Consider the following 25566-nt stretch of genomic DNA (forward strand, 5'->3'; position numbering starts at 1 on the left):
GGCGTTCGGAGGTGGTGGAGCGCGGGGGGTTGGCGGGGCGCTCGGTGGCTGTGGAGCGCGGGGGGTCCGCGGGCCGTTCGGTGGCCGCCGGTCGTTCGGCGGCCGGGGACGGCTCCGCTGCTCCGGACCGTCCGGTGGTTGCAGACCGTCCGGTGGTTGCAGACCGTCCGGTGGTTCCGGACCGTCCGGTGGTTGCAGACCGTCCAGTCGATCCAGACGGTCCGGTGGCCGTGCGGCACCGGTCACCGTGGCCCGGGCGCGGTGCGGTCACGGTGGAGGGCGACGAAGGACTCGCGGACGCGGAGCCGCACGAGACGGCTTCCGCACCGGGGCTTTCGGAGGGGCGGCGCCGGGAGCGGGCGGGGCTCGCGCTGCGGGAGCGTCTGCCGTTGTGGGTGCAGGCGCGGTGCGGTCTGGAACGGCGGAGCGTGATCGCGCTGTCGATGCTGCTCGTGGTCGCCGTGGGCTTCGCCGTGCAGCACTTCTGGACGGGGCGCGCCCAGCCGGTACGGGCACCGGAGGTGGTAAGGGCGGCGGTCCCCCAGGGGGAGCGGGTCGCGGGTGGAGCAGACGGGAGAGAAGGCCGGCCGGGCGCGTCGGCAGGTACGGCGGCGGGCGGCTCGGCGGCGCCCGAGATCGTGGTCGACGTCAGCGGCAAGGTCCGGGACCCGGGAATCCATCGTCTCCCGGCCGGTTCACGGGTCGAGGACGCGCTGCGTGCGGCGGGCGGAGTACGGCCCGGCACCAGGACCGACACCCTCAACCGCGCCCGCTTCCTCGTCGACGGCGAACAGGTGGTCGTGGGAGGCCCGGCACCGGCCGCCGGACCGGGCGGCGCCACCGGAACCGCCCCCGGCGCCGGTACGGCGGCGGGAGCCGGTCCCGCCGCCCCGGTGTCCCTCAACACCGCCACGCTGGACCAGCTCGACACCCTGCCGGGAGTAGGCCCCGTGCTGGCGCAGCACATCGTCGACTACCGCACCCGCAACGGCGGTTTCCGCTCGGTGGACGAGCTGCGCGAGGTGAACGGCATCGGCGACCGCCGCTTCGCGGACCTGCGGAACCTCGTACGGCCATGAGGACCGACGCCACGGACACAGCGGTGCCACCGCCCCGCGAGCACACCGCCCGACGGCGCGTCCACGCCGCCTCCGGGAAACGGCTCGGGGCCGCGCACCCGAGGCAGGAGGGACCGACGGACCTCCGACTGGTCCCACCCGCGCTGGCCGCCTGGGGCACGGCGGCGGCGATGCTGCACGCCCCGTCCGGCCTGGTGGCGGGTGTCGTGCTCACCTCCCTGCTGGCGGCCGGGGTTCTCCTCCTGGCAGGGAGCAGCCGCCTGACGGGACGGGGACGGGCCACCGCCCACGCCGGTGCCGCCGCGCTGCTCTGCGTCGCCGCAGCGGCCGGATCGGCGGGTCTGCACGGCTCGGATGTCCGGCGGGGCCCCGTTCCCGCGCTGGCGGTGGAGTACGCCCGGGTCACCGCCGAGGTCGAGGTCAGCGCCGACCCCCGGCTCACCAGGCCCAGGGTCAGCGGACACCACACGGCTCCACCGTCCGTCCTGATCGAGGCCGACGTGCGGCGGGTGGCGAGGGCCGGCGGAGCGGCGGAGGCGACCCGGGCACCCGTGCTGCTGATCGTCGACGCGCGCCCGTCCGAGCGCACCACACGGGGCGGCGCGGGCTCCCCCTGGCTCGCCCTGCTCCCCTCCACCCGCCTGCGCGTCGAGGCACGGCTCGCGCCGGCGAGGGCGGGCGGTGACCGGTTCGCGGCGGTGCTGCGGGTGAAGGACCGGGGCGGACCGGAGGTGGTCGGGGAGCCGTCGGGGCCGCAGCGGCTGGCGGGACGGCTGCGGGGCGGACTGCGGGAGGCCACCGACGGGCTGCCGGCGGACGCGCGGGCGCTGCTGCCCGGGCTGGTCGTGGGAGACACCGCGAGAATCACCCCGGAACTCGACGAGGCGTTCAGGGAGACAGACCTCACGCACACGCTCGCCGTCTCCGGCGCCAACTTCACCATTCTCCTCGCCCTGCTCCTCGGCCCGCCCGGCCTCGCGCAGCACGTCGAGCGCCGAGGACTCGCCCCCCGCCTCGGCATCTCCCTGCGGACCACGGCACTGCTGGGCGCGGCACTCTCCCTCGCGTTCGTCGTCGTGTGCCGGCCGGACCCCAGCGTGCTGCGGGCCGCCGCCTGCGGATCCGTCGCGCTGCTCGCGCTCGCCACCGGCCGCCGCAGATCACTGATCCCCGCGCTGGCGACGGCCGTGCTCCTGCTGGTCCTGTACGACCCGTGGCTGGCCCGCAGTTACGGCTTCCTGCTCTCCGTGCTGGCCACCGGCGCGCTGCTCACGCTCGCTCCGCGCTGGAGCGCGGGGCTGCGGCGCCGCGGGGTTCCGCCCCGCCTCGCGGAGGCGCTGGCCGCCGCGGGCGCCGCGCAGGCGCTGTGCGCGCCGGTGGTCGCCGTGCTCGCGGCGCGGGTGAGTCTGGTGGCGATCCCGTGCAATCTGCTCGCGGAGTTCGCCCTCGCACCGGCCACGGTGCTGGGCTTCCTGGCCCTGGCGACGGCGCCGGTGGCGATGCCGGCGGCGAAGGCGCTGGCCTGGTGCGCGAGCTGGCCCACGGAGTGGATCGCGGGAGTCGCCAGGACCGGGGCGGCGCTGCCCGGCGCGGGGGTGGACTGGCCCGGCGGCTGGACCGGAGCGGCGGCGCTCGGCGCCGTGACCCTGGCCGCGCTGCTCGTGGGGCGGCGGCTGCTCGGACACCCCTGGTGGTGCGGCGCCTGCGCACTGCTGCTGGTGCTGCTTGTGGTGCAGCCACCGCCGCTGACCCGGGTGATCACGGGCTGGCCGCCGCCGGGCTGGCGGATGGTGATGTGCGACGTGGGACAGGGCGACGCGATGGTGCTGGCGGCGGGCGAGGGCTCCGGCGTGGTCGTGGACGCCGGACCCGACCCCGCCCTCGTGGACCGCTGCCTGCGCTCCCTGGGCATCACCAGGGTGCCCCTGGTCGTACTGACCCACTTCCACGCCGACCACGTGGCGGGCCTGCCCGGCGTACTGCGCGGACGGGCGGTGGGCGCCGTCGAGACGACGGCCTTCGAGGAACCGGCCGGCCAGGCCGCGTTCGTACGCGGACTCGCGGCCGCCCGGCAGGTTCCGGTGACGCATGCCGTCGCCGGCGAGGTGCGGCGCGCGGGGGAGCTGTCCTGGGAAGTGGTGTGGCCCCCGCCGAGCGCCCCGCCATCACAGGGCCCGCACCCTTCCGGTCCGCAGGTCCCCGGTCCGCCGCCTTCCGGGACGTCGCCCCCGGGTCTGCCGTCCCTGGGCCCGGTGCCGGAGGGGCCGAACGACGCCAGCGTGGCCATGCTGGTCCGCACGGCCGGCCTGCGCCTGCTGCTGCTCGGGGACCTGGAACCCCCGGCCCAGCGCGCCCTGGCGAGGTCACCGGCGGCCCAGCGGCTGGCCGACGTGGACGTCCTGAAGGTCGCCCACCACGGCTCGGCGTATCAGGATCCCGACCTCATACGCAGGGCCGCCCCGAGGCTGGCGTTGATCAGCACGGGGCAGGACAACACGTACGGACATCCGGCACCGGGCACGGTCGACGCCCTGCGCGCCGGGGGCGCGACGGTGCTGCGGACGGACCGGGACGGGGCCCTGGCGGTGACAGGCGGAGGGGAGGGGAGCGAAGAGCCGCGGGTGGCGCGACACTGAGGGCGTGACCGAGGGCATGAACACCGCGGGGATCGACGCCTATCTGAGCCGACTGGGCGTCGAACAGCCCGCCCGGCCCACCGTGGACGCGCTGCGCGAGCTGCACCTGCGACATCTGCGGACCGTGCCGTTCGAGAACCTGTCCATCCATCTCGGCGAGGAGATCGTGCTGGACGAGAAGCGGCTGCTGGACAAGGTGGTCCAGGGGCGGCGGGGCGGGTTCTGCTACGAACTCAACGGAGCCTTCGGGGCGTTGCTGGCCGCGATCGGCTACGACGTCACGCTGCTCGCCGCACGGGTGTACGGGGACGGGGGCCGGCTCGGCATTCCGTACGACCATCTCGCGCTGCGGGTACGGACGGTGGACGGGGGCGACCGGCTGGCCGACGTCGGCTTCGGGGCCCACTGCCATCTCCCGCTCGCCTTCGGGGAGCGGGGGGAGCAGGAGGACCCCGGAGGCACCTTCCGGATCGTCGAGGCGGGTGCCGACGCGGCCGGGGTGCGCGGCGGGCACGACAGGGTGGAGGCGGCGGACCTGGACGTGACCCGGAACGCGCGGCCGGTGTACCGCCTGGAGGTCCGGCCGAGGGCGCTCGACGACTTCACGGCCGGGGCGTGGTGGCACAGCACCTCACCGGCCTCCCACTTCACCCGGTCGCTCGTGTGCTCGCGGGTCACCGAGGACGGGGGGCGGATCACGCTCAGCGGGCGGCGGTTCACGGTCACGGCGCCGGACGGGACGCGGCGGGAACGCGAGATCGGGACGGACGAGGAGGTCCTCGGTGTCTACCGGGACCGGTTCGGGATCGGGCTGGACGCGGTGCCGACGGTGCGGGGCACCGGGCACGGCGGCTGACCCGGTAACGGACAATGGCCCGTGTGAGTGATGTGCGACATGTGCTGGTGCTGCCCGACCGTGATGCCGCGGAAGAGGTGGCCGGGGCCCTCGGCGGACGGTTGGGCGTGGACGAGGAGCCACGGCTGGTGCGGGACGCCCTGGCGGGCGAGGACGACGCGGAGGACGCGCAGTGGCTCGTCCTCCTGCGGGACGAGTCGGGGCGGCTGGACCCCGGCGAGCTGGACGAGTTCGTGGCGGAGTGGGACGGCTGGCGCGAGGAGCCGTAGCGGGCCCGCAGTCCGGCCGGCCCCGCAGTCCGGCCGGCCCCGCAGGCCGACCGGGCCCGCAGTCCGGTCGGCCCCGCAGTCCGGTCGGGCCCGCAGTCCGGTCGGGCCCGCAGTCCGGCCGGGCCCGCAGTCCGGCCGGGCCCGCAGTCCGGCCGGGCCCGCAGTCCGGCCGGCCCCGCAGGCCGACCGGAGGGCACGGGCCCCCGGCGGCAGCGGCCGGGTGACGCGGGCCGGGCGGTGTTGTCAGTGGCGCGTGGGATGCTTGTCGCAATGGCCAGGAAGACCGCATCCGACGACCCCCTCGCCCCGGTGACGCTCGCCGTGGGCCAGGAGGACCTGCTCCTCGACCGTGCCGTGCGGGAGGTGGTGGCCGCCGCGAAGGCCGCCGACGCGGACACGGACGTACGTGACCTGACGCCGGACCAGCTCCAGCCCGGCACCCTCGCCGAGCTGACGAGCCCGTCGCTCTTCGCGGAGCGCAAGGTCGTGGTCGTACGCAACGCGCAGGATCTGTCGGCCGACACCGTCAAGGACGTGAAGGCGTACCTCGCAGCGCCCGCCGAGGAGATCACGCTGGTGCTGCTGCACGCGGGCGGAGCCAAGGGCAAGGGACTGCTCGACGCGGCGCGCAAGGCGGGCGCACGGGAGGTGGCGTGCCCGAAGATGACGAAGCCGGCCGACCGGCTGGCCTTCGTGCGGGGCGAGTTCCGGGCCACCGGGAGATCGGCCACACCGGAAGCGTGCCAGGTGCTGGTCGACGCCATCGGCAGCGATCTGCGTGAACTGGCCTCGGCGGTGTCCCAGCTGGTCGCGGACGTCGAGGGCACGATCGACGAGGAGGTCGTCGGCCGGTACTACACCGGGCGGGCCGAGGCATCGAGCTTCACGGTCGCCGACCGTGCGGTCGAGGGACGCGCGGCGGAGGCCCTGGAGGCCCTGCGCTGGTCGCTGTCGACCGGGGTGGCTCCCGTGCTGATCACCAGCGCGCTGGCCCAGGGGGTACGGGCGATCGGCAAGCTGTCGTCGGCGCGCGGCGGCAGACCGGCCGATCTCGCCCGCGAGCTGGGCATGCCGCCGTGGAAGATCGACCGGGTGCGGCAGCAGATGCGCGGCTGGACCCCGGACGGCGTGGCCGTGGCGCTGCGCGCGGTGGCCGAGGCGGACGCGGGCGTGAAGGGCGGCGGGGACGACCCGGAGTACGCCCTGGAGAAGGCGGTCGTCACCATCGCGCGGGCGGCGCGGTCGAGGGGACGGGCCTGACCCCGGTCGCGCGGGCTACGACGCCTTCACGTAAGCGGGGACTTGAAAGACCCTGCGCGCGATGTGTGCGGCGGATGCCACCCGTCACGTGCCGGTGACCGGCGCCCTGTCCGGAGACTACAAGGGCCGGGACGCGATTCCCGACATGTACCGGCGGCTCGGTGAGGAGACCGGCGGGACGTTCGCCGTCTGGTTGCGGCAGGTCCTGGTCGACGGCCGGGGGCACGCGGTGAGCCCGCACCACCTCACGGCCGACCGGCGGGGCGAGCACCTGGACGAGGACGGAGGCATCGTCTTCCGGCTCGTCGGGGACAGGACGACGGACCTGGACGAGTGCGTCGCGGACATCGACACGATGAACGACCTCTGCTCCCGGACGATGCCGAAGGCCCCGCCCGCCACCCTGGGGAAGGGTGAGGGAGCGGGGCCTTCGGATGAAGCCTGTGAGCCCGTACCCGCGTGGCGAACGCAGGCCGCGTACGAGCTCGGGGTGCCGGCCGGGGGCGGATGAGAGAGGGCCCGCCCGGAGTCCCGCCGACGGTCAGATCAAGGGGTTGTTCAGCCCTTGACGGCCGCGACCTTCTGAGCCAGCGCCGACTTCTTGTTGGCGGCCTGGTTCTTGTGGATGACGCCCTTGGAGACGGCCTTGTCGAGCTGACGAGCGGCGGAGCGCTGGTACTCGGTGGCCTTCTCGGTGTCACCCGCGGCGGCGGCCTCACGGGCCTTGCGGATCGCGGTCTTCAGAGAGGACTTGACGGCCTTGTTGCGCAGCCGGGCCTTCTCGTTGGTCTTGTTCCGCTTGATCTGGGACTTGATGTTCGCCACGAATGAGCCTCTACAGGTTCTGGCACGGAGCCGCACGATGCCGCACGGATCCCGCACCGGGTGATTTCTTGGGGTGTGCCTCGTGCTGAGAGGGCATGAGACACAGCCCCCCACACTACCAGCGGCCCATTCAGTGGCCCAAACCCGTCCCGGGTCCCCACCCGTGGGACCATGGAGGCTACGTATCGATCCGACCCGAGACCGCAGACGCACAAGCACACGTATGCGGACGCCTCAAGAATCAGGACCCTGCGTGCCCGCGATCCCCAGCCATGTGCCCGAGCCGAGCCGTACCGACCCCGCGCTGATCCGCAACTTCTGCATCATCGCGCACATCGACCACGGCAAGTCCACGCTCGCCGACCGGATGCTCCAGCTGACCGGTGTGGTCGAGCAGCGGCAGATGCGCGCTCAGTACCTCGACCGCATGGACATCGAGCGTGAGCGCGGCATCACGATCAAGTCCCAGGCGGTGCGGTTGCCGTGGGCGCCCACCGACGACAAGGGCAACACGCACATCCTCAACATGATCGACACCCCGGGGCACGTCGACTTCACCTACGAGGTCTCGCGGTCGCTCGCCGCGTGCGAGGGCACCGTCCTCCTGGTCGACGCCGCCCAGGGCATCGAGGCGCAGACCCTCGCCAACCTCTACCTGGCGATGGAGAACGACCTCACGATCATCCCGGTGCTCAACAAGATCGACCTGCCGGCCGCACAGCCCGAGAAGTTCTCCGAGGAGCTGGCCAACCTGGTCGGCTGTGACCCGGACGACGTCCTCAAGGTGTCCGCGAAGACCGGCCTCGGCGTCGAGGCGCTGCTGGACAAGGTGGTCGCCGAGATCCCCGCCCCGGTCGGCGTCAAGGACGCCCCCGCCCGCGCGATGATCTTCGACTCGGTCTACGACTCCTACCGCGGTGTCGTGACGTACGTCCGTGTCATCGACGGCCAGCTCAACAAGCGCGAGCGGATCCGGATGATGTCCACCGGCGCGACCCACGAGCTGCTGGAGATCGGCACCAACTCGCCGGAGATGCTGTCCGCCGACGGCCTCGGCGTCGGCGAGGTGGGCTACCTCATCACCGGTGTGAAGGACGTCCGCCAGTCGAAGGTCGGTGACACCGTCACCAGCCAGCACAAGGGCGCCGAGGAGGCGCTCGGCGGCTACAAGGACCCCAAGCCGATGGTGTTCTCCGGCCTCTACCCGCTGGACGGCTCGGACTACCCGGAGCTGCGCGAGGCCCTGGACAAGCTCCAGCTCAACGACGCAGCCCTGGTCTACGAGCCGGAGACCTCCGCCGCCCTCGGTTTCGGTTTCCGCGTCGGCTTCCTCGGCCTGCTGCACCTCGACGTGATCCGCGAGCGCCTGGAGCGCGAGTTCGGGCTCGACCTGATCGCCACCGCGCCGAACGTGGTCTACCGGGTGGTCATGGAGGACGGCAGCGAGCACACCGTCACCAACCCCAGCGAGTTCCCCGAGGGGAAGATCGACGAGGTGTACGAGCCGGTCGTGCGCGCCACCATCCTGGCGCCCAGCGAGTTCATCGGCTCGATCATGGAGCTGTGCCAGACCCGGCGCGGTGTGCTGCTCGGCATGGACTACCTCTCCGAGGACCGGGTCGAGATCCGCTACACCCTCCCGCTCGCCGAGATCGTCTTCGACTTCTTCGACCAGCTGAAGTCCAAGACCCGCGGTTACGCCTCGCTCGACTACGAGCCCACCGGTGAGCAGACCTCCAGCCTGGTCAAGGTCGACATCCTGCTGCACGGCGACAAGGTGGACGCGTTCTCCGCGATCACCCACAAGGACCAGGCGTACGCGTACGGCGTACGGCTCGTCGCCAAGCTCAAGGAGCTGATCCCGCGGCAGGCCTTCGAGGTGCCGGTGCAGGCCGCCATCGGCTCCCGGGTCATCGCCCGCGAGACCATCCGCGCCATCCGCAAGGACGTCCTCGCCAAGTGCTACGGCGGTGACATCTCCCGCAAGCGGAAGCTGCTGGAGAAGCAGAAGGAAGGCAAGAAGCGGATGAAGATGGTGGGTTCCGTGGAAGTTCCGCAGGAGGCATTCATCGCTGTCCTCTCCAGCGATGACAGCGCGGGATCGGGCAAGAGCAAGAAGTAGCCGGGGTTACTGCGGGTCACTCCGCAAACCGGGCGGAACAGGGGCCCGTCGCACGCAGGTGCGGCGGGCCCCTGCGCGTACATCGGGTAGCTCCCTGTACGAAGTGACAGGCCGTGGCCCCTTACGCGGTGACCGATCGGCCCTTACTCTGTCCGTGCTCGATAGTTACTCGCGAGTTAAACAACGACGCGAGGGAAACCCAGCCGCACTGAGCCAGCCGCACCGTCGCGGGCCCGGAGGATGTCGTGAGCGACACACAGACACTGATCGAGAACCGTCCGCCGAGCGTGGCGACCCTCTTCCTGGAGCGTGTGGCGGCCACACCGGACGCCGAGGCCTACCGCTACCCCGTCCCGCCCGCCTCCGGCGAGGGCCCGGACGACTGGAAGTCGCTGACCTGGGCGGGGACCGCGGAGCGGGTCCGGGCCATCGCGGCCGGACTGATCGAGCTGGGCGTACAGCCGGAGGAGCGGGTGGCGCTGGCGTCGTCGACCCGGGTGGAGTGGATCCTCGCCGACCTCGGCATCCTGTGCGCCGGCGCCGCCACCACCACGATCTACCCGCAGACCAACGCCGAGGAGTCCGCCTACATCCTGTCGGACTCCCAGAGCCGGGTGCTCATCGCGGAGAACGCCGAGCAGGTGGCCAAGGCGGTGGACCAGCGCGCCGAGCTGCCCGAGCTCACCCGGGTCGTGGTCGTCGACGCGGCCGGCGTCGAGACCGACGACTGGGTGATCAGCCTCGCCGAACTGGAGCGCCGCGGCGCCGCCCGGCTGGCGAAGGACGCGGAGCTGGTCACGGAGCGGGTCGCCGCGATCACCAAGGACCAGCTCGCCACCCTCATCTACACCTCCGGCACCACCGGCCGCCCCAAGGGGGTGCGTCTGCCGCACGACTGCTGGTCGTACATGGCCAAGGCGATCGCCGCGACCGGGCTGGTCAGCGGCGGGGACGTGCAGTACCTGTGGCTGCCGCTCGCGCACGTCTTCGGCAAGGTGCTCACCTCCGGCCAGATCGAGGTCGGCCACGTCACCGCCGTCGACGGCCGCGTCGACAAGATCATCGAGAACCTTCCGGTGGTCCGGCCGACCTACATGGCGGCCGTGCCCCGCATCTTCGAGAAGGTCTACAACGGCGTCGCCGCCAAGGCGAAGGCCGGCGGAGGCGCCAAGTACAAGATCTTCCAGTGGGCCGCAGGCGTGGCCCGCGAGTACGCCAAGGCCGCCCAGGACAACTTCCGCCGCACCGGCACCGCGAGCGTCCCCTTCGGCCTCGGCGCCAGGCACAAGGTCGCCGACACGCTCGTCTACGCCAAGATCCGCGAGGCCTTCGGCGGCAACCTGCGCGCCTGCGTCTCCGGCTCGGCGGCCCTCGCCCCCGAGATCGGCTACTTCTTCTCCGGCGCCGGCATCCACATCCTGGAGGGCTACGGCCTCACCGAGTCCTCGGCGGCCTCCTTCGTCAACCCCGGCGAGGCGTACCGCACCGGCACGGTCGGCAAGCCCCTGCCCGGCACCGAGGTGCGCATCGCCGACGACGGCGAGATCCTGCTGCGAGGCCCCGGCATCATGCAGGGCTACCACAACCTGCCCGAGAAGACCGCCGAGGTCCTGGAGGCCGACGGCTGGTTCCACACCGGCGACATCGGCGAGCTCTCGCCCGACGGCTACCTGCGCATCACCGACCGCAAGAAGGACCTCATCAAGACCTCCGGCGGCAAGTACATCGCGCCCGCCGAGGTCGAGGGCCGGTTCAAGGCGGTCTGCCCGTACGTCTCGAACATCCTGGTGCACGGTGCCGACCGCAACTACTGCACCGCCCTCATCGCCCTCGACGAGGCCGCGCTCGCCGGCTGGGCGGCGGAGAACGGCATGGAGGGCAAGCCGTACGCGGAGATCGTCGCCGCGCCCGCCACGGTCGAGATGGTCGACGGCTACGTCCAGCAGCTCAACGAGGGCCTCCAGCGCTGGCAGACCATCAAGAAGTTCCGCCTCCTGCCGCGCGACCTCGACGTCGAGCACGGCGAGATCACCCCGAGCCTGAAGCTGAAGCGGCCGGTGGTGGAGCGGGAGTACAAGGACCTCATCGAGGAGATGTACGCGGGCACGCGCGAGGCGTGATCAACGTTGTACGCGGGCACGCGCGAGGCGTGACCAGCGCGGTGTGACCGCGGGGGCGGGGTTCCGGGCCGGTGCGGCCCGGGGCCCCGCCCCTGTTTCTTCGGTTCCGGGATGTACGGAACCGGCCGACTTTCTGTCCGTTCTTGATCACGCGCGGAGCACTGTTCTCACCCTTGGCGGGCCAACTTCGGTAACTCGGTGCTTATGAGTGGGGTCGGTCTGTCACCCTGTGGGCGTCGATCGAGGTTCTATTCGTACGAACTGCCCGGGGAGCTGCCCATGAGGGCCATTCCGACCCAACGGGAGACCGCCTCGTGCGCCTCCGGCGCGCGGGGGTGCGCGCGGGTGGAAGCGACCCTGTCCGGAAGCCCCCTCGCGCCGGGTGCCGCCCGGGCCCTGTTGCGCAAGGCACTCAGCGAGTGGGCGCAGCGCGCACTGCCCGGCGCCGAACATCTCACCGGCCGCGTCGGCGACGACGCCATGCTCGTCCTCAGCGAGCTCGTCACCAACGCCGTCGTGCACGCGGGCACCGAGTTGCGCCTGACGTGCGGGCTCGACGAGGAGACCGGCGCGATCGTCGTCGAGGTCGCCGACCGGCACCCCTCCCGGGCGCCGCGCGGCGACGAGCCCGAAGCACCGGCGCCCGACGCCCCCGAGTACGGGCGCGGTCTGCGCCTCGTCGCCGCGGTCTGCGAGGCCTGGGGGATCACCTACCGGCCGGGCACGAAGACCGTGTGGGCGCGCCTGCCCGCCGGGGGGTGCGTGGCGGGCGACCAGATCGAGGCGTACACGCAGGAGCGCGCGGCGGCGCGGGACCTGAGGGTCGCGGAGATCCTCGCGACCGACTGCATGGACCCGCTGGACCCGCTGGACCCGCTGGACCCGCTGGTCCCCCGGGGGCCGTCCGCCCCTCGGGAGGGACCGGGCGCGCGGGACGCCTGGCGGGGCGGCTCGTACGGCGACGACTGGCTCGCCCGCCGTCCGGGGCGGGACGGGACCTGGCTGGGGCGCGGCGCGCTGTCCTTCCTCGCCGAGGCCTCCGACCTGCTCGCGGGCCAGCTGGACGAGGACCTGGTCGCCTCGCTCACCGGGCAGCTGATCGTGCCGCGCCTTGCCGACTGGTGCGCGGTGTGGCTGGAGGACGAGGCCACCGGCCGCGGGGGCTGGAGCGACGCGACACGGGTCGGCGGCCCCCGCCTCGCCCGGGTCTGGCACGCCAGTGAGAACCGCATCGAGGACCTGAGCCGGGCCCTGGAACAGAACCCGCCCCACCCGGGCGACCCCCTACGCCCGGGTCCCGTGCCCTATCCCTGGCCGGAGAAGGCGCTCGACGTCCCGGCCGATGTCCCGGCCGGCGTCCCGGGCGGCGTCCCGTCCGATGTCCCGGCCGACGCCACGGCCCACGCCGGGGCCGGCGGCACGGGCCACGTCCCCGGCGCCCACGACCCGGCCCCCGCCGTCTCCGGGACCGCCCTCGCCTACCGGCTCGTCGCCGGCGGACGCCCGCTGGGCACACTGGTGATCGGGCGGGGCGGGATCGACCGTTTCCCCGACGAGATCACCGGCCTCGTGGAGGACCTCGGCCGCCGGGTCGCGCTCGCCATCGGGGCCGCCCGGCAGTACTCCCGCCAGGCCACCATCAGCGCCGTGCTCCAGCGCGGGCTGCTGCCCGGGGCCGTCGCCGAGATCCCCGGCGTGCGCAGCGCCCTCGTCTACGAGCCCTGCGACAAGGGCGGGCCGAGCGGTGACTTCTACGACCTCTTCCCGGCCGGACAGGGCCGCTGGTGCTTCGCCCTCGGCGACGTCCAGGGCAAGGGTCCGGAGGCGGCCGTCGTCATCGGGCTGGCCCGGCCCTGGCTCCGGCTGCTCGCCCGCGAGGGCTACCGCGTCGCCGACGTACTCGACCGCCTCAACCAGCTCCTCCTCGACGACGCCACCGAGGCCGCCGACGCCGCGGCCCGCGCGCTGGTCGCCGCGGGCGCCCGCCCCACCGCCCCCGGCGACGGCCCCCAGACCCGCTTCCTGTCCCTCCTCTACGGCGAACTCGTCCCCTTCGAGGGCGGCGTCCGCTGCACCCTCGCCTCCGCCGGACACCCCCTGCCCCTGCTGCTCGCCCCCGACGGCTCGGTCCGTGCCGTCGCCCAGCCGCAGACCCTGCTCGGCGTCGTCGAGGACGCCACGTACACCAGCGAGACCTTCGAGATGTACTCGGGGGACACCCTGCTCTGCGTCACCGACGGGGTCACCGAGCGGCGCTCCGGCTCCCGCCAGTTCGACGACGGGGACGGGCTCGCCACGGCCCTGGCGGGGTGCGCGGGGATGGACGCCGGCCTGATAGCGGAACGGATCACGCAGCTCGTGCACGAGTTCGGGGCCCGTCCGCCCGCCGACGATCTCGCCCTCCTGGTGCTCCAAGCCGAGTGACGCGGAGGTCGCGGGGCGGGTGCGGGACAATGGAGCACATGCCTTCCGCACTCCCCGACGGCGAACCCGTCCCCGCCGACGGCGCGCTGCCCGCGTCCGCGCTCGCCGGGGCCGCCGACCGCCCCCTCGGCTTCTACCTGCACGTCCCGTACTGCGCGACCCGCTGCGGCTACTGCGACTTCAACACCTACACCGCGACCGAGCTGCGCGGCAGCGGCGGGGTGCTGGCCTCCCGCGACAACTACGCCGACACCCTGATCGACGAGATCCGCCTGGCCCGCAAGGTGCTGGGGGACGACCCGCGCGAGGTCCGCACGGTGTTCGTGGGCGGCGGTACCCCCACCCTGCTGGCCGCCGACGACCTCGTACGGATGCTGAGGGCGATCCGGGAGGAGTTCGGGCTGGCGGCGGACGCCGAGGTCACCACGGAGGCGAACCCGGAGTCGGTCGACCCGGCCTACCTGGCGGCCCTCCGCGCGGGCGGCTTCAACCGGATCTCCTTCGGCATGCAGAGCGCCCGGCAGCACGTGCTGAAGGTCCTCGACCGCACGCACACCCCCGGTCGCCCGGAGGCCTGCGTCGCCGAGGCCCGCGCGGCGGGCTTCGAGCACGTCAACCTGGACCTGATCTACGGCACGCCGGGGGAGTCCGACGACGACTGGCGGGCGTCCCTGGACGCGGCGATCGGCGCCGGGCCGGACCATGTCAGCGCCTACGCGCTGATCGTCGAGGAGGGCACGCAGCTCGCCCGCCGCATCCGGCGCGGCGAGGTGCCGATGACGGACGACGACGTCCACGCGGACCGCTATCTGATGGCCGAGGACACCCTGTCGGCGGCGGGGTTCGACTGGTACGAGGTGTCGAACTGGGCCACCTCCGAGGCCGGCCGCTGCCTGCACAACGAGCTGTACTGGCGCGGCGCCGACTGGTGGGGCGCGGGACCCGGCGCCCACTCGCACGTGGGCGGGGTGCGCTGGTGGAACGTCAAGCATCCGGGCGCGTACGCGGCGGCGCTGGCGGAAGGGCGGTCGCCGGGGGCGGGGCGTGAGCTGCTGTCGGACGAGGACCGGCGGGTGGAGCGGATCCTGCTGGAGCTGAGGCTCGAGGAGGGCGTGCCGCTCGCGCTGCTGCGTTCGGACGGGCTCGCGGCCGCGCGCCGGGCCCTGGCGGACGGGCTGCTCCAGCGGGAGCCGTACGCGTCGGGCCGCGCGGTGCTGACCCTGCGGGGGCGGTTGCTGGCGGACGCGGTGGTGCGGGACCTGGTCGACTGAGCGGGGCGCGCGGGCCGTCGGATCCTCGCCCCGCCGCCCCTGCCCGTCCCGCCCGGGGGCTGCGCCCCCGGACCCCGCTTCGGCCCTGAACGGGCTTCGTCCACACACGCCGGACGGGCTGACTTTCAGCCCGTCCGGCGTGTGGCACGGGAAGGCGCGGCGGGGGCGAAACAAGCCAGGCCGGTCAGGACGGGGCCGTGACGAAGTCGATCAGTTCCTCCACGCGGCCCAGGAGCTGGGGTTCCAGGTCCTTGTACGAGCGCACCGAGCCGAGGATCCGCTGCCACGCCTCCCCGGTGTTCGCCACGCGCCAGCCCAGGGCCCGGCACACCCCCGTCTTCCAGTCCTGCCCCCGCGGCACCCGCGGCCAGCCGGCGATGCCCACGGACGACGGCTTCACCGCCTCCCAGATGTCGATGTACGGGTGGCCCACCACCAGCGCGTGAGCGCTCGTCACCGACTCGGCGATCCGCCACTCCTTCGAGCCCGGGACCAGGTGGTCCACCAGCACACCCAGGCGTGCGTCCGGGCCGGGGGCGAAGTCCGCGACGATCGACGGCAGGTCGTCGACGCCCTCCAGGTACTCCACGACCACGCCCTCGATGCGCAGGTCGTCGCCCCACACCTTCTCGACCAGCTCCGCGTCGTGCCGGCCCTCGACGTAGATGCGCCCCGCGCGGGCGACCCGCGCGCGTGCGCCGGGCACGGCCACCGAGCCGGACGCCGTGCGGGCGGGCCGTACCGGACCGGCGGACGGCCGCACCAGCGTGACCACGCGGCCCTCCAGCAGGAAGCCCCTGGGCTCCAGCGGGAACACGCGGTGCTTGCCGAAGCGGTCCTCCAGGGTCACCGTGCCGGCCTCGCAGCGGATCACCGCGCCGCAGAAGCCGGTGCCGGGCTCCTCGACCACCAGGCCGGGCTCGGCCGCGACCTCCGGTACGGGCTGCGGCTTCTTCCACGGAGGGGTCAGATCGGCGGAGTACTGGCGCATTTTGATGACGATACGAGAAGCCCGCCCGCCGAGATCAGCGTGACACGCCGAAACGGGCCGCCAGCGCGTCGCGCTGGGCCCGTACGAACGCCGCGTCCACCACCGCCCCGTGACCGGGGACGTACCGCGCGTCCTCGCCGCCCAGCTCCAGCAGCCGGTCCAGCGCGGCGGGCCAGTGGGACGGTACGGCGTCCGGACCGGCCTGCGGTTCGCCCGACTCCTCGACCAGGTCGCCGCAGAAGACCACCTCCGGGTCGCCGGGGACGAGCACGGCGAGGTCGTGGGCCGTGTGCCCCGGGCCCACGTTCGCCAGCAGCACCTGCCGGCCACCGCCCCGGCCGAGGCCGAGGTCGAGCGTCCACTCGCCGCGCACCGCGTGCCGCGGCCGGACCAGCGCGTCCACCGCCTCGTCCGCCGCCCGCGCGTCCAGCCCGTGGCGCACCGCGTCCGCGCGCAGCTCCTCCCGCCCGCGACCCGCCAGCGCCGTGTCCATGCCCACCGCGCCGAACACCTCCGCGCCCGCGAACGCCGCCGCCCCGAGGACGTGGTCGAAGTGCGGATGGGTGAGCGCGAGATGCGTCACACGACGACCGGTGAGCGCCTGCGCCTGGGCCCGCAACCGCGCGCCCTCGCCCAGACTGGAGCCCGCGTCGACGAGCAGCACGGCGCCCGCGCCGACGACGAGCCCCGCCGTGCAGTCCCACCCCGGCAGCCGGCACCGCCCCACTCCGGCGGCCACTTGCTCCCATCCCGACTCTTCCCAAGTCACGGTCATACCGCGACGCTAGCGGGGACGATGCCCCCGGGCGCGACGGCATGGGACCGGCCTTGCCCGGGGCGTACCCCCCGGCCGTACACTGGGCCGGGGAAGTCTGGCACTCGCGTACGAAGAGTGCCAGGGAAGTGTCGGGCGGAAGGCTTCTGGAGGTGTGCGCGAATGCTCAGTGAACGCAGGCTCCAGGTGCTGCGCGCCATCGTCCAGGACTATGTGGGCACCGAGGAGCCGGTCGGTTCCAAGGCGCTCACCGAGCGGCACAACCTCGGCGTCTCCCCGGCCACCGTGCGCAACGACATGGCGGCCCTGGAGGACGAGGGCTTCATCGCCCAGCCGCACACCAGCGCCGGGCGCATCCCCACCGACAAGGGCTACCGGCTGTTCGTCGACAAGCTCGCCGGCGTCAAGCCGATGAGCCCGCCCGAGCGGAGGGCCATCCAGAACTTCCTCGAGGGCGCCGTCGACCTCGACGACGTGGTGGCCAGGACCGTGCGGCTGCTCGCGCAGCTGACCCGGCAGGTCGCCGTCGTGCAGTACCCGTCGCTGACCCGCTCGACGGTGCGGCACGTGGAACTGCTGTCGCTCGCCCCCGCGCGTCTGATGCTGGTGCTGATCACGGACACCGGCCGGGTCGAGCAGCGCATGGTCGACTGCCCGGCGCCGTTCGGTGAGTCGTCCCTGGCGGATCTGCGGGCGCGGCTCAACAGCCGGGTCGCGGGCCGCCGGTTCGCCGACGTGCCGAGCCTGGTGGAGGACCTCCCGGAGGCCTTCGAGGCCGAGGACCGCGGTACGGTCTCGACGGTGCTCTCCACCCTCCTGGAGACGCTCGTCGAGGAGAACGAGGAGCGGCTGATGATCGGCGGCACCGCCAATCTGACCCGCTTCGGACATGACTTCCCCCTGGTGATCCGGCCCGTCCTGGAGGCGCTCGAGGAGCAGGTCGTGCTCCTCAAGCTGCTCGGCGAGGCGAAGGATCCGGGCGTGACCGTCCGTATCGGTCATGAGAACGCCCATGAAGGACTCAACTCAACGTCCGTCGTGTCGGTGGGCTACGGTTCGGGCGGCGAGGCGGTTGCCAAGCTCGGCGTGGTCGGACCGACACGCATGGACTACCCGGGAACGATGGGAGCGGTACGCGCAGTGGCACGGTACGTCGGACAGATCCTGGCGGAGTCGTAGTGGCCACGGACTACTACGCCGTACTCGGCGTGCGCCGCGACGCGTCGCAGGAAGAGATCAAGAAGGCCTTCCGGCGGCTCGCCCGCGAGCTGCATCCGGACGTCAATCCGGATCCGAAGACCCAGGAGCGGTTCAAGGAGATCAACGCCGCCTACGAGGTGCTGTCGGACCCGCAGAAGAAGCAGGTCTACGACCTCGGCGGCGACCCGCTCTCGCAGGCCGGAGGTGCCGGCGGGGCCGGCGGCTTCGGCGCGGGCGGCTTCGGGAACTTCTCGGACATCATGGACGCGTTCTTCGGTACGGCGTCGCAGCGCGGCCCGCGCTCGCGCACCCGCCGGGGCCAGGACGCGATGATCCGCATCGAGGTGGAGCTGGACGAGGCCGCGTTCGGCACGACCAAGGACATCCAGGTCGACACGGCGATCGTCTGCACCACCTGCAGCGGCGAGGGTGCCGCGCCCGGCACCACCGCCCAGACCTGTGACATGTGCCGCGGTCGCGGTGAGGTCTCGCAGGTCACGCGGTCCTTCCTGGGCCAGGTCATGACCTCGCGCCCCTGCCCGCAGTGCCAGGGCTTCGGCACCGTGGTCCCCACGCCGTGCCCGGAGTGCGCCGGCGACGGCCGGGTCCGCTCCCGGCGCACGCTCACGGTCAAGATCCCGGCCGGTGTCGACAACGGCACCCGCATCCAGCTCGCCGGTGAGGGCGAGGTCGGGCCCGGCGGCGGTCCCGCCGGTGACCTGTACGTCGAGATCCACGAGCTGCCGCACGCGCAGTTCCAGCGGCGCGGCGACGACCTGCACTGCACCGTCACCCTCCCGATGACGGCGGCGGCCCTCGGCACCAAGGTGCCGCTGGAGACACTGGACGGCATGGAGGAGGTCGACATCCGGCCCGGCACCCAGTCCGGCCAGTCGATCCCGCTGCACGGCCGGGGCGTCACGCATCTGCGCGGCGGCGGCCGGGGCGACCTCATCGTCCACGTCGAGGTGCAGACCCCGGGCAAGCTCGACCCCGAGCAGGAGCGCCTCCTGCGCGAACTCGCCAAGCTGCGCGGCGAGGAGCGCCCCACGGGGCAGTTCCAGCCGGGGCAGCAGGGCCTGTTCTCGCGGCTGAAGGACGCCTTCAACGGGCGGTGAGGATGTTCGGTCGCGCGTGGGCGGGGTCGGTTGCCGCTGGGGGGCCGGGGGTCGTCCTCCGGGCGGGCACGGTCGGCCGGGGCGGCGGGGCCTGTTCTCGCGGCTGAAGGACGCCTTCGACGGGCGCTGAGCGACCCCTTTGGCGGCCGCCGGCATCCGTGCCGGGGCCCTGCGAGAAGCGGCTGATGCCAAGGGAAGGGCCGATTCGGAGTTGGTCGGGGGACGTGACAACATGCCGTCATGTCCTCCGTACCGACCGATCTCTTCCCGCACCCGATCGTGCAGGCCCCCATGGCGGGCGGTGTATCGGTGCCGCGGCTCGCGGCCGCCGTGTCCGAGGCGGGCGGGCTCGGTTTCCTGGCCGCCGGGTACAAGACCGCGGACGGCATGTACGAGGAGATCAAGCAGCTGCGGGGACTGACCGGCCGGCCCTTCGGCGTCAACCTCTTCCTGCCGCAGCCGGAGACGGCCGACCCGGCAGCCGTCGGCGTCTACGCCCACCAGCTGGCCGGTGAGGCCTCCTGGTACGGGACCGAACTCGGCGACCCCGACGGCGGACGCGACGACGGCTACGACGCCAAGCTCGCCGTGCTGCTGGACAACCCGGTGCCGGTCGTGTCGTTCCACTTCGGCGTGCCGGCCCGCGAGGTGCTGGATGCCCTGCGCCGCGTCGGCACGTTCACCCTGGTCACCGCCACGACCGCGGAGGAGGCCCAGGCCGTGGAGCGGGCCGGCGCGGACGCGGTGATCGCGCAGGGCGTCGAGGCCGGCGGCCACCAGGGCACCCACCGGGACGTCCCGGAGACGGACGGCTCCGGTGTCGGACTGCTTTCCCTCGTCGCCCAGGTCCGGGAGTCCGTCGGCATCCCGGTGATCGCCGCCGGCGGCATCATGCGCGGGAGCCAGATCGCCGCCGTCCTCGCGGCCGGCGCCGCCGCGGCCCAGCTCGGCACGGCCTTCCTGGCCACCCACGAGTCCGGCGCGCACGCCCTGCACAAGCAGGCCCTGACCCACCCCCTGTACGTCCGCACCGAACTGACCCGGGCCTTCTCCGGCCGCCCGGCCCGTGGTCTGGTCAACCGCTTCCTGCGCGAGCACGGCCCGTACGCGCCCGCCGCCTACCCGGACGTCCACCACCTCACCGCACCGCTGCGCAAGGCCGCCGCCAAGGCCGGGGACGCGCAGGGCCTGGCGCTGTGGGCGGGACAGGGCCACCGCATGGCCCGCGAGCTGCCCGCCGGGCAGCTGGTGGAGGTACTGGCCGCCGAACTGGCCTCCGCCCGGACGGCGTTGTCGGCGGGAGGCGCCCGATGACCGCGCCGGTGTTCGTCGTCGACCACTTCGACACGGACGGTGCCGGCCGTTACGTGCTCGACGGTCCCGAGGGACGGCATGCCGTCTCCGTGAAGCGGCTGCGGGCCGGTGAGGACGTCGTCCTCACCGACGGCGCGGGCCGCTGGGCCGAGGGCGAGGTGGACGGCACCGAGGGCAAGGACCGGCTGATCGTGCGGCTCGGCCAAGTCGCCGAGGAGGCCGAGGAGTTCCCCCGGCTCACCGTCGTACAGGCCCTGCCCAAGGGCGAGAGGGGCGAGCTGGCCGTGGAGACGATGACCGAGGTCGGCGTCGACGCGATCGTGCCGTGGCAGGCGTCCCGCTGCGTCACGCAGTGGAAGGGCGAGCGCGGACTGAGGTCCCTCGCCAAGTGGCGGGCGACGGCCCGGGAGGCCGGCAAGCAGTCCCGCCGGGTGCGCTTCCCCCGCGTCGCGGACGCGGCGGCGACCAAGCGGGTTGCCTCGCTTCTCGCCGAAGCGGACTTCGCCGCCGTGCTCCACGAGAGCGGCACCGAACCGCTGGCGACCGCCGAACTCCCCGCCTCCGGTGACATCGTGCTGGTCGTCGGGCCCGAAGGCGGTGTCTCCCCGGAGGAGTTGGCGCTCTTCGAGGAGGCCGGCGCCCGCGCGTACCGGCTGGGCCGCAGTGTGCTGCGCACCTCCACCGCGGGAACGGCCGCCGCGGCGCTGCTGCTCGGCCGCACGGGTCGCTGGTCCTGACCTGAGGGTTTCCCGCCCCGCCCCTTCCCGCCCTTCCCGACCTGGGGCCCGCCCCAGGTCCCGCTCCTCAAGCGCCGGAGGGGCTGAGTCAGCCCGTCTCCGGCGCTTGAGGACGAGGCCGTTCGGGCCGAAGGGGTTTCCGGGGGCGCGGGTTCGGGACGGGAAGGGGCGGCGGGGGCCGGGCGGTAAGTGACCGTATGCGCTCTACCGCGCCCGCCTGTGACGGTGGCAGGCTGCTGTGCATGGGGGCGATGACGAGGATTTCGCGCGGGGCAGGTCGGTGGCGGCGGCAGGCACTCGCCGTCGGGTTCGCCGTCGCCGCCGTGGGCGGCGTCGTGGCGTGCGAGGGCGGCGGACTGGGATCCGCGGCCGTCGCGATCACGACCGACGAGACCGTGACCGACGAGCTCAACCGGCAGAAGGCCGGGGTGCGTTGGCTGACCTGCACCGCGTCCTTCGGGGAGGACGGCGAGTCGCCCGCCGCAGGCGAGGACACGGTCGCCTCCGTCGACTGCGAAGGGGAGACGCAGGACGGCGAGGAGATCACCGTCACCGGGAAGGTCACCCACGCCGTCAACGGCGCCTGTGTGCGCGGGGACCTCACCGCCAAGGTGGACGGCAAGGAGTGGTTCCGGGTCGACGGCCTCGGCGACTGCGACTCCACCAGCCCGCCGCGCGTGGGCGAACCGACGGAGCGCGGGCCGAAGCCCACCGTCACCGTGACCGTCACCACGACCGTGTGGTGCGAGCAGTACCCGTCGTGTCGCCCCGTCGAGGGCAAGTGATCGAAACCCCTGTCCAGGCCGCCCACGCTTGCATAGGGTGATCGGGTGACACAGTCCGCATCGGTCGCCTCCGCCGCTTATCTCCGGTTCCCGCATCCGCACGGCGAGTTGGTCGCCTTCACCGCCGAGGACGACGTGTGGCTCGCCCCGCTCGACGGCGGCCGGGCCTGGCGGGTCAGCGCCGACAACGTGCCGGTGACCCACCCCCGGATCTCGCCCGACGGCACCACCGTCGCCTGGACCTCCACCCGCGACGGCGCCCCCGAGGTGCACATCGCGCCCGTCGACGGCGGCCCCGCCCGGCGCCTGACCTACTGGGGGAACCTCAAGACCCAGGTGCGCGGCTGGACCGCGGACGGGCGGGTCCTGGCGATCAGCGCCCACGGCGAGGCGAGCCTGCGCCGCACCTGGGCCCGCGCCGTCCCCCTCGACGGCGGCCCCGCCACCACCCTGCCCTACGGCCCCGTCGGCGACGTCGCCCACGGGCCGCGCACCGTGCTGCTGTCCGCGCCGATGGGCCGCGAGGCCGCCTGGTGGAAGCGCTACCGGGGCGGCACGGCGGGCAAGCTGTGGATCGACGGGGACGGCCGCGACGGAGAGGGCGCCGGCGAGTTCGTACGGCTGCACGAGGACCTCGACGGGAACATCGAGTACCCGCTGTGGGTGGGGGACAGGATCGCGTTCCTCTCCGACCACGAGGGCACCGGCGCGCTGTACTCCTCCCTCGCCGACGGCTCCGACCTGCGCCGCCACACGCCTCTCGACGGGTTCTACGCCCGGCACGCCGCCACCGACGGCACCCGCGTCGTCTACTCCAGCGCCGGCCGGCTGTGGCTGCTGGACGACCTCGACGGGGCCGAGCCGCGCCCGCTCGACATCCGGCTCGGCGGGCAGCGCGTCGACCTCCAGCCGTTCCCGGTCAACGCGGCCCGCTGGTTCGGCTCCGCCTCCCCCGACCACACGGCGCGCGGCAGCGCCGTGTGCGTGCGCGGCACCGTCCACTGGGTCACCCACCGCTCCGGCCCCGCCCGCGCGCTCGCCGCGACCCCGGGCGTACGGGCCCGGCGTCCGCGCGCCTTCCGCGCGGACGGCGAGGAGTGGGTGGTGTGGGTGACCGACGCCGAGGGCGACGACGCCCTGGAGTTCGCCCCCGCCACCGGCCTCGCCCCGGGCGCCACCCCGCGCCGGATCGCCGCCGGGGAGCTCGGCCGGGTCGTGGAACTCGCCATGGCCCCCGACGGCAGCCGCGCCGCGATCGCCTCGCACGACGGCCGCGTCCTCCTCGTCGAGCGCGAGACCGGCGAGGTCCGGGAGGTCGACCGCAGCGAGGACGGCGACGTCTCGGGGCTGGTCTTCTCACCCGACTCCGCCTGGCTCGCCTGGTCCCACCCCGGCCCGCGCCCGCTCAGCCAGATCCGGCTCGCCGGCACCACCGACCTGTCGGTCACCGAGGCGACCCCGCTGCGCTTCCAGGACTACGCGCCCGCCTTCACCCTCGACGGCAAGCACCTCGCGTTCCTGTCGACCCGCTCCTTCGACCCGGTCTACGACGAGCACGTCTTCGACCTGGCCTTCGTCGAGGGCGTACGCCCGTACCTGATCACCCTCGCGGCGACGACGCCGTCCCCGTTCGGCCCGCAACGGCACGGGCGCCCCTTCGAGACACCGGACCGGGAGGAGACCCCCGACAGCGAGGGCACCCCCACCACCCGGATCGACCTCGAAGGCCTCGCCGACCGGATCGTGCCGTTCCCGGTGGAGGCCGCCCGCTACACCAACCTGCGCGCCGCCAAGGACGGGGTGCTGTGGCTGCGGCACCCGGTGCGCGGCGTGCTCGGCGCCTCCCGCGCCACCCCCGACGACCCCGACCCCAAGACCGACCTGGAGCGCTACGACCTCGCCCAGCAGCGCCTCGAGCATCTGGCCGTGGACGCCGACCACTTCGAGGTCAGCGGCGACGGCAAGCGGGTGCTGCTGTGGACCGACGGGCGGCTGAAGGTCGTCCCCAGCGACCGGCGCGCCTCCGGCGACGACGACAGCGACAGCAACATCACCGTCGACCTCGGCCGGGTGCGCCAGTTCATCGACCCGGCCGCCGAGTGGCGGCAGATGTTCGACGAGAACGGCCGCATCATGCGGGACAACTTCTGGCGTCCCGACATGAACGGTGTCGACTGGGACGGCGTCCTGGACCGCTACCGTCCTGTCCTCGACCGCCTCGCCACCCATGACGACCTGGTGGATCTGTTGTGGGAGGTGCAGGGCGAGCTCGGCACCTCGCACGCGTATGTCACGCCGCGCGGCGGATACGGCGGCGGCGCCCGGCAGGGACTGCTCGGCGCGGACATCTCCCGGCACGAGGACGGCGGTTGGCGGGTCGACCGCATCCTGCCCGCGGAGACCTCCGACCCGGACGCCCGCTCCCCGCTGGCCGCGCCCGGTGTCGCCGTCCGGCCCGGTGACGCGATCGTCGCCGTCGCGGGGCAGCCGGTCGATCCGGTGACCGGGCCCGCCCCGCTGCTGGTCGGGACGGCGGGCAAGCCGGTCGAGCTGACCGTCTCGCCGGCCGGGGGCGGTGACCCGCGGCATGCGGTCGTCGTCCCCCTCGCGGACGAGGAAGCGCTGCGGTACCACGCCTGGGTCACCGATCGGCGGGCCCACGTCCTGGAGAAGTCCGGTGGACGGCTGGGGTACATCCACGTTCCCGACATGCAGGCGCCCGGGTGGGCGCAGATCCACCGCGATCTGCGGGTGGAGGTGCTGCGGGAGGGGCTGATCGTGGATGTGCGGGAGAACCGGGGCGGGCACACCTCGCAGCTGGTGGTGGAGAAGCTGGCCCGGCGGATCGTCGGGTGGGACCTGCCGCGCGGGATGCGGGCGGAGAGCTATCCGCGGGACGCGCCCCGTGGGCCCGTCGTGGCTGTCGCCAACGAGTTCTCCGGGTCGGACGGGGACATCGTCAACGCGGCGATCCGGGCGCTGGGGATCGGGCCCGTGGTGGGTACGCGGACGTGGGGCGGGGTGATCGGTATCGACAGCCGGTATCGGCTGGTCGACGGCACGCTGGTCACGCAGCCGAAGTACGCGTTCTGGCTGGAGGGTTACGGGTGGGACGTGGAGAACCACGGGGTCGATCCCGACGTGGAGGTCGTGCAGCGGCCCCAGGACTACGCGGCGGGCAGGGATGCGCAGTTGGACGAGGCGGTGAGGCTGGCGTTGGCCGCGCTGGAGGCCTCGCCGGCGAAGGTGCCGCCTGCCTTGTCGTGAGCCGGGGGACGGTGCGCGGCCCGGCGTGTGCGGGGCGCCGTCCCGCCCACCCGTGCCGCCCCGGCGGCACGACGGCCCGCTGCCGCGTGGGTGCGACGGCCCGCGGCCGCGTGGCGCGGATACCATGCCTCCGTACGTGATCACCTGGGTCGAGGAGGGTGTATGGCAGGGGAAGCGCAGGATGACTGCTTGTTCTGCAAGATTGTCGCCGGGACCATTCCGGCGACGATCGTGCGGGAGACGGAGACGACCGTCGCGTTCCGAGACATAAATCCCCAGGCGCCCACCCACGTGCTGGTGATCCCGAAGGCGCACCACAAGGATGCCGCTGCCCTCGCCGCCGCCGCGCCCGAGCTCGCCGCGGACGTGCTGCGCGAGACGCAGGCCGTCGCGGACGGGGAAAAGCTGGACAGCTACCGCATCGTCTTCAACACCGGCACCGGCGCCGGCCAGACCGTCTGGCACGCGCACGCCCACGTCCTGGGCGGTCGCGGTCTCGACTGGCCCCCCGGATAAG

At 73.5% G+C, this 25566-nt stretch carries 20 protein-coding genes; 17 read left to right on the forward strand and 3 right to left on the reverse strand.

What is annotated here, in order from left to right; translation table 11 throughout:
- The first annotated feature begins 11 nt into the window (after positions 1-11).
- The 6 genes from IE178_RS02160 (at position 12) to IE178_RS02185 (ending at position 6611) form a co-directional block, all read left to right on the forward strand.
- Positions 12-1079 carry a ComEA family DNA-binding protein gene (locus tag IE178_RS02160; protein ID WP_438874341.1) on the forward strand — a complete coding sequence of 356 codons (1068 nt, stop codon included), beginning with the start codon at positions 12-14 and terminating at the stop codon, positions 1077-1079.
- The gene (locus IE178_RS02165) at positions 1076-3715 is read left to right on the forward strand and encodes a ComEC/Rec2 family competence protein (RefSeq protein ID WP_193511077.1); all 2640 of its coding nucleotides are present in this window, start codon (positions 1076-1078) and stop codon (positions 3713-3715) included. The genes IE178_RS02160 and IE178_RS02165 overlap by 4 nt, the downstream gene beginning before the upstream one ends.
- Before the next feature lie 16 nt (positions 3716-3731).
- A complete protein-coding gene (locus tag IE178_RS02170) occupies positions 3732-4571 on the forward strand; it encodes an arylamine N-acetyltransferase family protein (protein WP_193511182.1) in 840 nt (279 codons plus the stop codon).
- A gap of 23 nt (positions 4572-4594) precedes the next feature.
- Positions 4595-4840, forward strand: coding sequence for a hypothetical protein (locus IE178_RS02175; RefSeq protein ID WP_193511078.1), 246 nt, complete (start codon positions 4595-4597; stop codon positions 4838-4840).
- A gap of 270 nt (positions 4841-5110) precedes the next feature.
- Entirely contained in the window at positions 5111-6100 is a 990-nt protein-coding gene (gene holA / locus IE178_RS02180) for a DNA polymerase III subunit delta (RefSeq protein ID WP_184760664.1), read from the forward strand.
- 61 nt (positions 6101-6161) lie between these two features.
- A complete protein-coding gene (locus IE178_RS02185) occupies positions 6162-6611 on the forward strand; it encodes a nuclear transport factor 2-like protein (RefSeq protein WP_318279794.1) in 450 nt (149 codons plus the stop codon).
- A gap of 47 nt (positions 6612-6658) precedes the next feature.
- Here the strand turns inward: IE178_RS02185 and rpsT are convergent, their stop codons facing one another.
- Positions 6659-6925 (reverse strand): 30S ribosomal protein S20, encoded by a 267-nt coding sequence (gene rpsT, locus IE178_RS02190; RefSeq protein WP_184760665.1) that lies wholly within the window; start codon positions 6923-6925, stop codon positions 6659-6661.
- A 253-nt stretch (positions 6926-7178) separates the two neighbouring features.
- On the opposite strand from rpsT, the gene lepA reads away from it, so the two are divergent.
- From lepA to hemW, 4 genes are all read left to right on the forward strand, one after another.
- The gene (gene lepA / locus IE178_RS02195; RefSeq protein WP_184760666.1) at positions 7179-9047 is read left to right on the forward strand and encodes a translation elongation factor 4; all 1869 of its coding nucleotides are present in this window, start codon (positions 7179-7181) and stop codon (positions 9045-9047) included.
- 245 nt (positions 9048-9292) lie between these two features.
- Positions 9293-11167: an AMP-dependent synthetase/ligase gene (locus IE178_RS02200; protein WP_193511079.1), complete on the forward strand. Its 1875-nt coding sequence runs from the start codon at positions 9293-9295 to the stop codon at positions 11165-11167.
- A gap of 279 nt (positions 11168-11446) precedes the next feature.
- Complete coding sequence (locus tag IE178_RS02205; RefSeq protein ID WP_193511080.1) at positions 11447-13591, forward strand: ATP-binding SpoIIE family protein phosphatase; 2145 nt, start codon at positions 11447-11449, stop codon at positions 13589-13591.
- A 38-nt stretch (positions 13592-13629) separates the two neighbouring features.
- Positions 13630-14862, forward strand: a complete 1233-nt coding sequence (gene hemW / locus IE178_RS02210; protein WP_193511081.1) for a radical SAM family heme chaperone HemW — start codon at positions 13630-13632, stop codon at positions 14860-14862.
- Between the two features lie 184 nt (positions 14863-15046).
- On the opposite strand, the gene IE178_RS02215 is transcribed toward hemW, so the two are convergent.
- Entirely contained in the window at positions 15047-15853 is an 807-nt protein-coding gene (locus IE178_RS02215; RefSeq protein WP_193511082.1) for a DUF3097 domain-containing protein, read from the reverse strand.
- Between the two features lie 34 nt (positions 15854-15887).
- Positions 15888-16628 (reverse strand): MBL fold metallo-hydrolase, encoded by a 741-nt coding sequence (locus IE178_RS02220; RefSeq protein WP_193511083.1) that lies wholly within the window; start codon positions 16626-16628, stop codon positions 15888-15890.
- Positions 16629-16790: 162 nt separating this feature from the next.
- On the opposite strand from IE178_RS02220, the gene hrcA reads away from it, so the two are divergent.
- The 7 genes from hrcA to IE178_RS02255 all read left to right on the forward strand — a co-directional run bounded on the left by hrcA (position 16791) and on the right by IE178_RS02255 (position 25565).
- Positions 16791-17807, forward strand: coding sequence for a heat-inducible transcriptional repressor HrcA (gene hrcA / locus IE178_RS02225; RefSeq protein ID WP_184760672.1), 1017 nt, complete (start codon positions 16791-16793; stop codon positions 17805-17807).
- Positions 17807-18946, forward strand: coding sequence for a molecular chaperone DnaJ (gene dnaJ / locus IE178_RS02230; RefSeq protein WP_184760673.1), 1140 nt, complete (start codon positions 17807-17809; stop codon positions 18944-18946). The genes hrcA and dnaJ overlap by 1 nt, the downstream gene beginning before the upstream one ends.
- A 240-nt stretch (positions 18947-19186) precedes the next feature.
- Entirely contained in the window at positions 19187-20260 is a 1074-nt protein-coding gene (locus IE178_RS02235) for a nitronate monooxygenase (RefSeq protein WP_184760674.1), read from the forward strand.
- Entirely contained in the window at positions 20257-20997 is a 741-nt protein-coding gene (locus tag IE178_RS02240; RefSeq protein ID WP_193511084.1) for a 16S rRNA (uracil(1498)-N(3))-methyltransferase, read from the forward strand. The genes IE178_RS02235 and IE178_RS02240 overlap by 4 nt, the downstream gene beginning before the upstream one ends.
- Before the next feature lie 242 nt (positions 20998-21239).
- Positions 21240-21782 carry a hypothetical protein gene (locus tag IE178_RS02245; RefSeq protein WP_373301081.1) on the forward strand — a complete coding sequence of 181 codons (543 nt, stop codon included), beginning with the start codon at positions 21240-21242 and terminating at the stop codon, positions 21780-21782.
- 45 nt (positions 21783-21827) lie between these two features.
- Positions 21828-25049 (forward strand): S41 family peptidase, encoded by a 3222-nt coding sequence (locus tag IE178_RS02250; protein ID WP_193511085.1) that lies wholly within the window; start codon positions 21828-21830, stop codon positions 25047-25049.
- A gap of 162 nt (positions 25050-25211) precedes the next feature.
- On the forward strand, positions 25212-25565 hold the full coding sequence (locus IE178_RS02255) for a histidine triad nucleotide-binding protein (RefSeq protein ID WP_184760678.1): 354 nt from the start codon (positions 25212-25214) through the stop codon (positions 25563-25565).
- Position 25566: the final 1 nt, after the last annotated feature.

It is taken from the genome of Streptomyces griseoloalbus, from assembly GCA_014650015.1.
GTDB lineage: Bacteria > Actinomycetota > Actinomycetes > Streptomycetales > Streptomycetaceae > Streptomyces > Streptomyces griseoloalbus.

Coding starts and splice junctions, on each gene's coding strand:
- IE178_RS02165 (WP_193511077.1), top strand. CDS start 1,076: ATGAGGACCGACGCCACGGACACAGCGGTGCCACCGCCCCGCGAGCAC.
- IE178_RS02170 (WP_193511182.1), top strand. CDS start 3,732: ATGAACACCGCGGGGATCGACGCCTATCTGAGCCGACTGGGCGTCGAA.
- holA (WP_184760664.1), top strand. CDS start 5,111: ATGGCCAGGAAGACCGCATCCGACGACCCCCTCGCCCCGGTGACGCTC.
- IE178_RS02185 (WP_318279794.1), top strand. CDS start 6,162: ATGTGTGCGGCGGATGCCACCCGTCACGTGCCGGTGACCGGCGCCCTG.
- IE178_RS02205 (WP_193511080.1), top strand. CDS start 11,447: ATGAGGGCCATTCCGACCCAACGGGAGACCGCCTCGTGCGCCTCCGGC.
- hemW (WP_193511081.1), top strand. CDS start 13,630: ATGCCTTCCGCACTCCCCGACGGCGAACCCGTCCCCGCCGACGGCGCG.
- IE178_RS02215 (WP_193511082.1), bottom strand. CDS start 15,853: ATGCGCCAGTACTCCGCCGATCTGACCCCTCCGTGGAAGAAGCCGCAG.
- IE178_RS02220 (WP_193511083.1), bottom strand. CDS start 16,628: ATGACCGTGACTTGGGAAGAGTCGGGATGGGAGCAAGTGGCCGCCGGA.
- hrcA (WP_184760672.1), top strand. CDS start 16,791: ATGCTCAGTGAACGCAGGCTCCAGGTGCTGCGCGCCATCGTCCAGGAC.
- IE178_RS02235 (WP_184760674.1), top strand. CDS start 19,187: ATGTCCTCCGTACCGACCGATCTCTTCCCGCACCCGATCGTGCAGGCC.
- IE178_RS02240 (WP_193511084.1), top strand. CDS start 20,257: ATGACCGCGCCGGTGTTCGTCGTCGACCACTTCGACACGGACGGTGCC.
- IE178_RS02245 (WP_373301081.1), top strand. CDS start 21,240: ATGGGGGCGATGACGAGGATTTCGCGCGGGGCAGGTCGGTGGCGGCGG.
- IE178_RS02255 (WP_184760678.1), top strand. CDS start 25,212: ATGGCAGGGGAAGCGCAGGATGACTGCTTGTTCTGCAAGATTGTCGCC.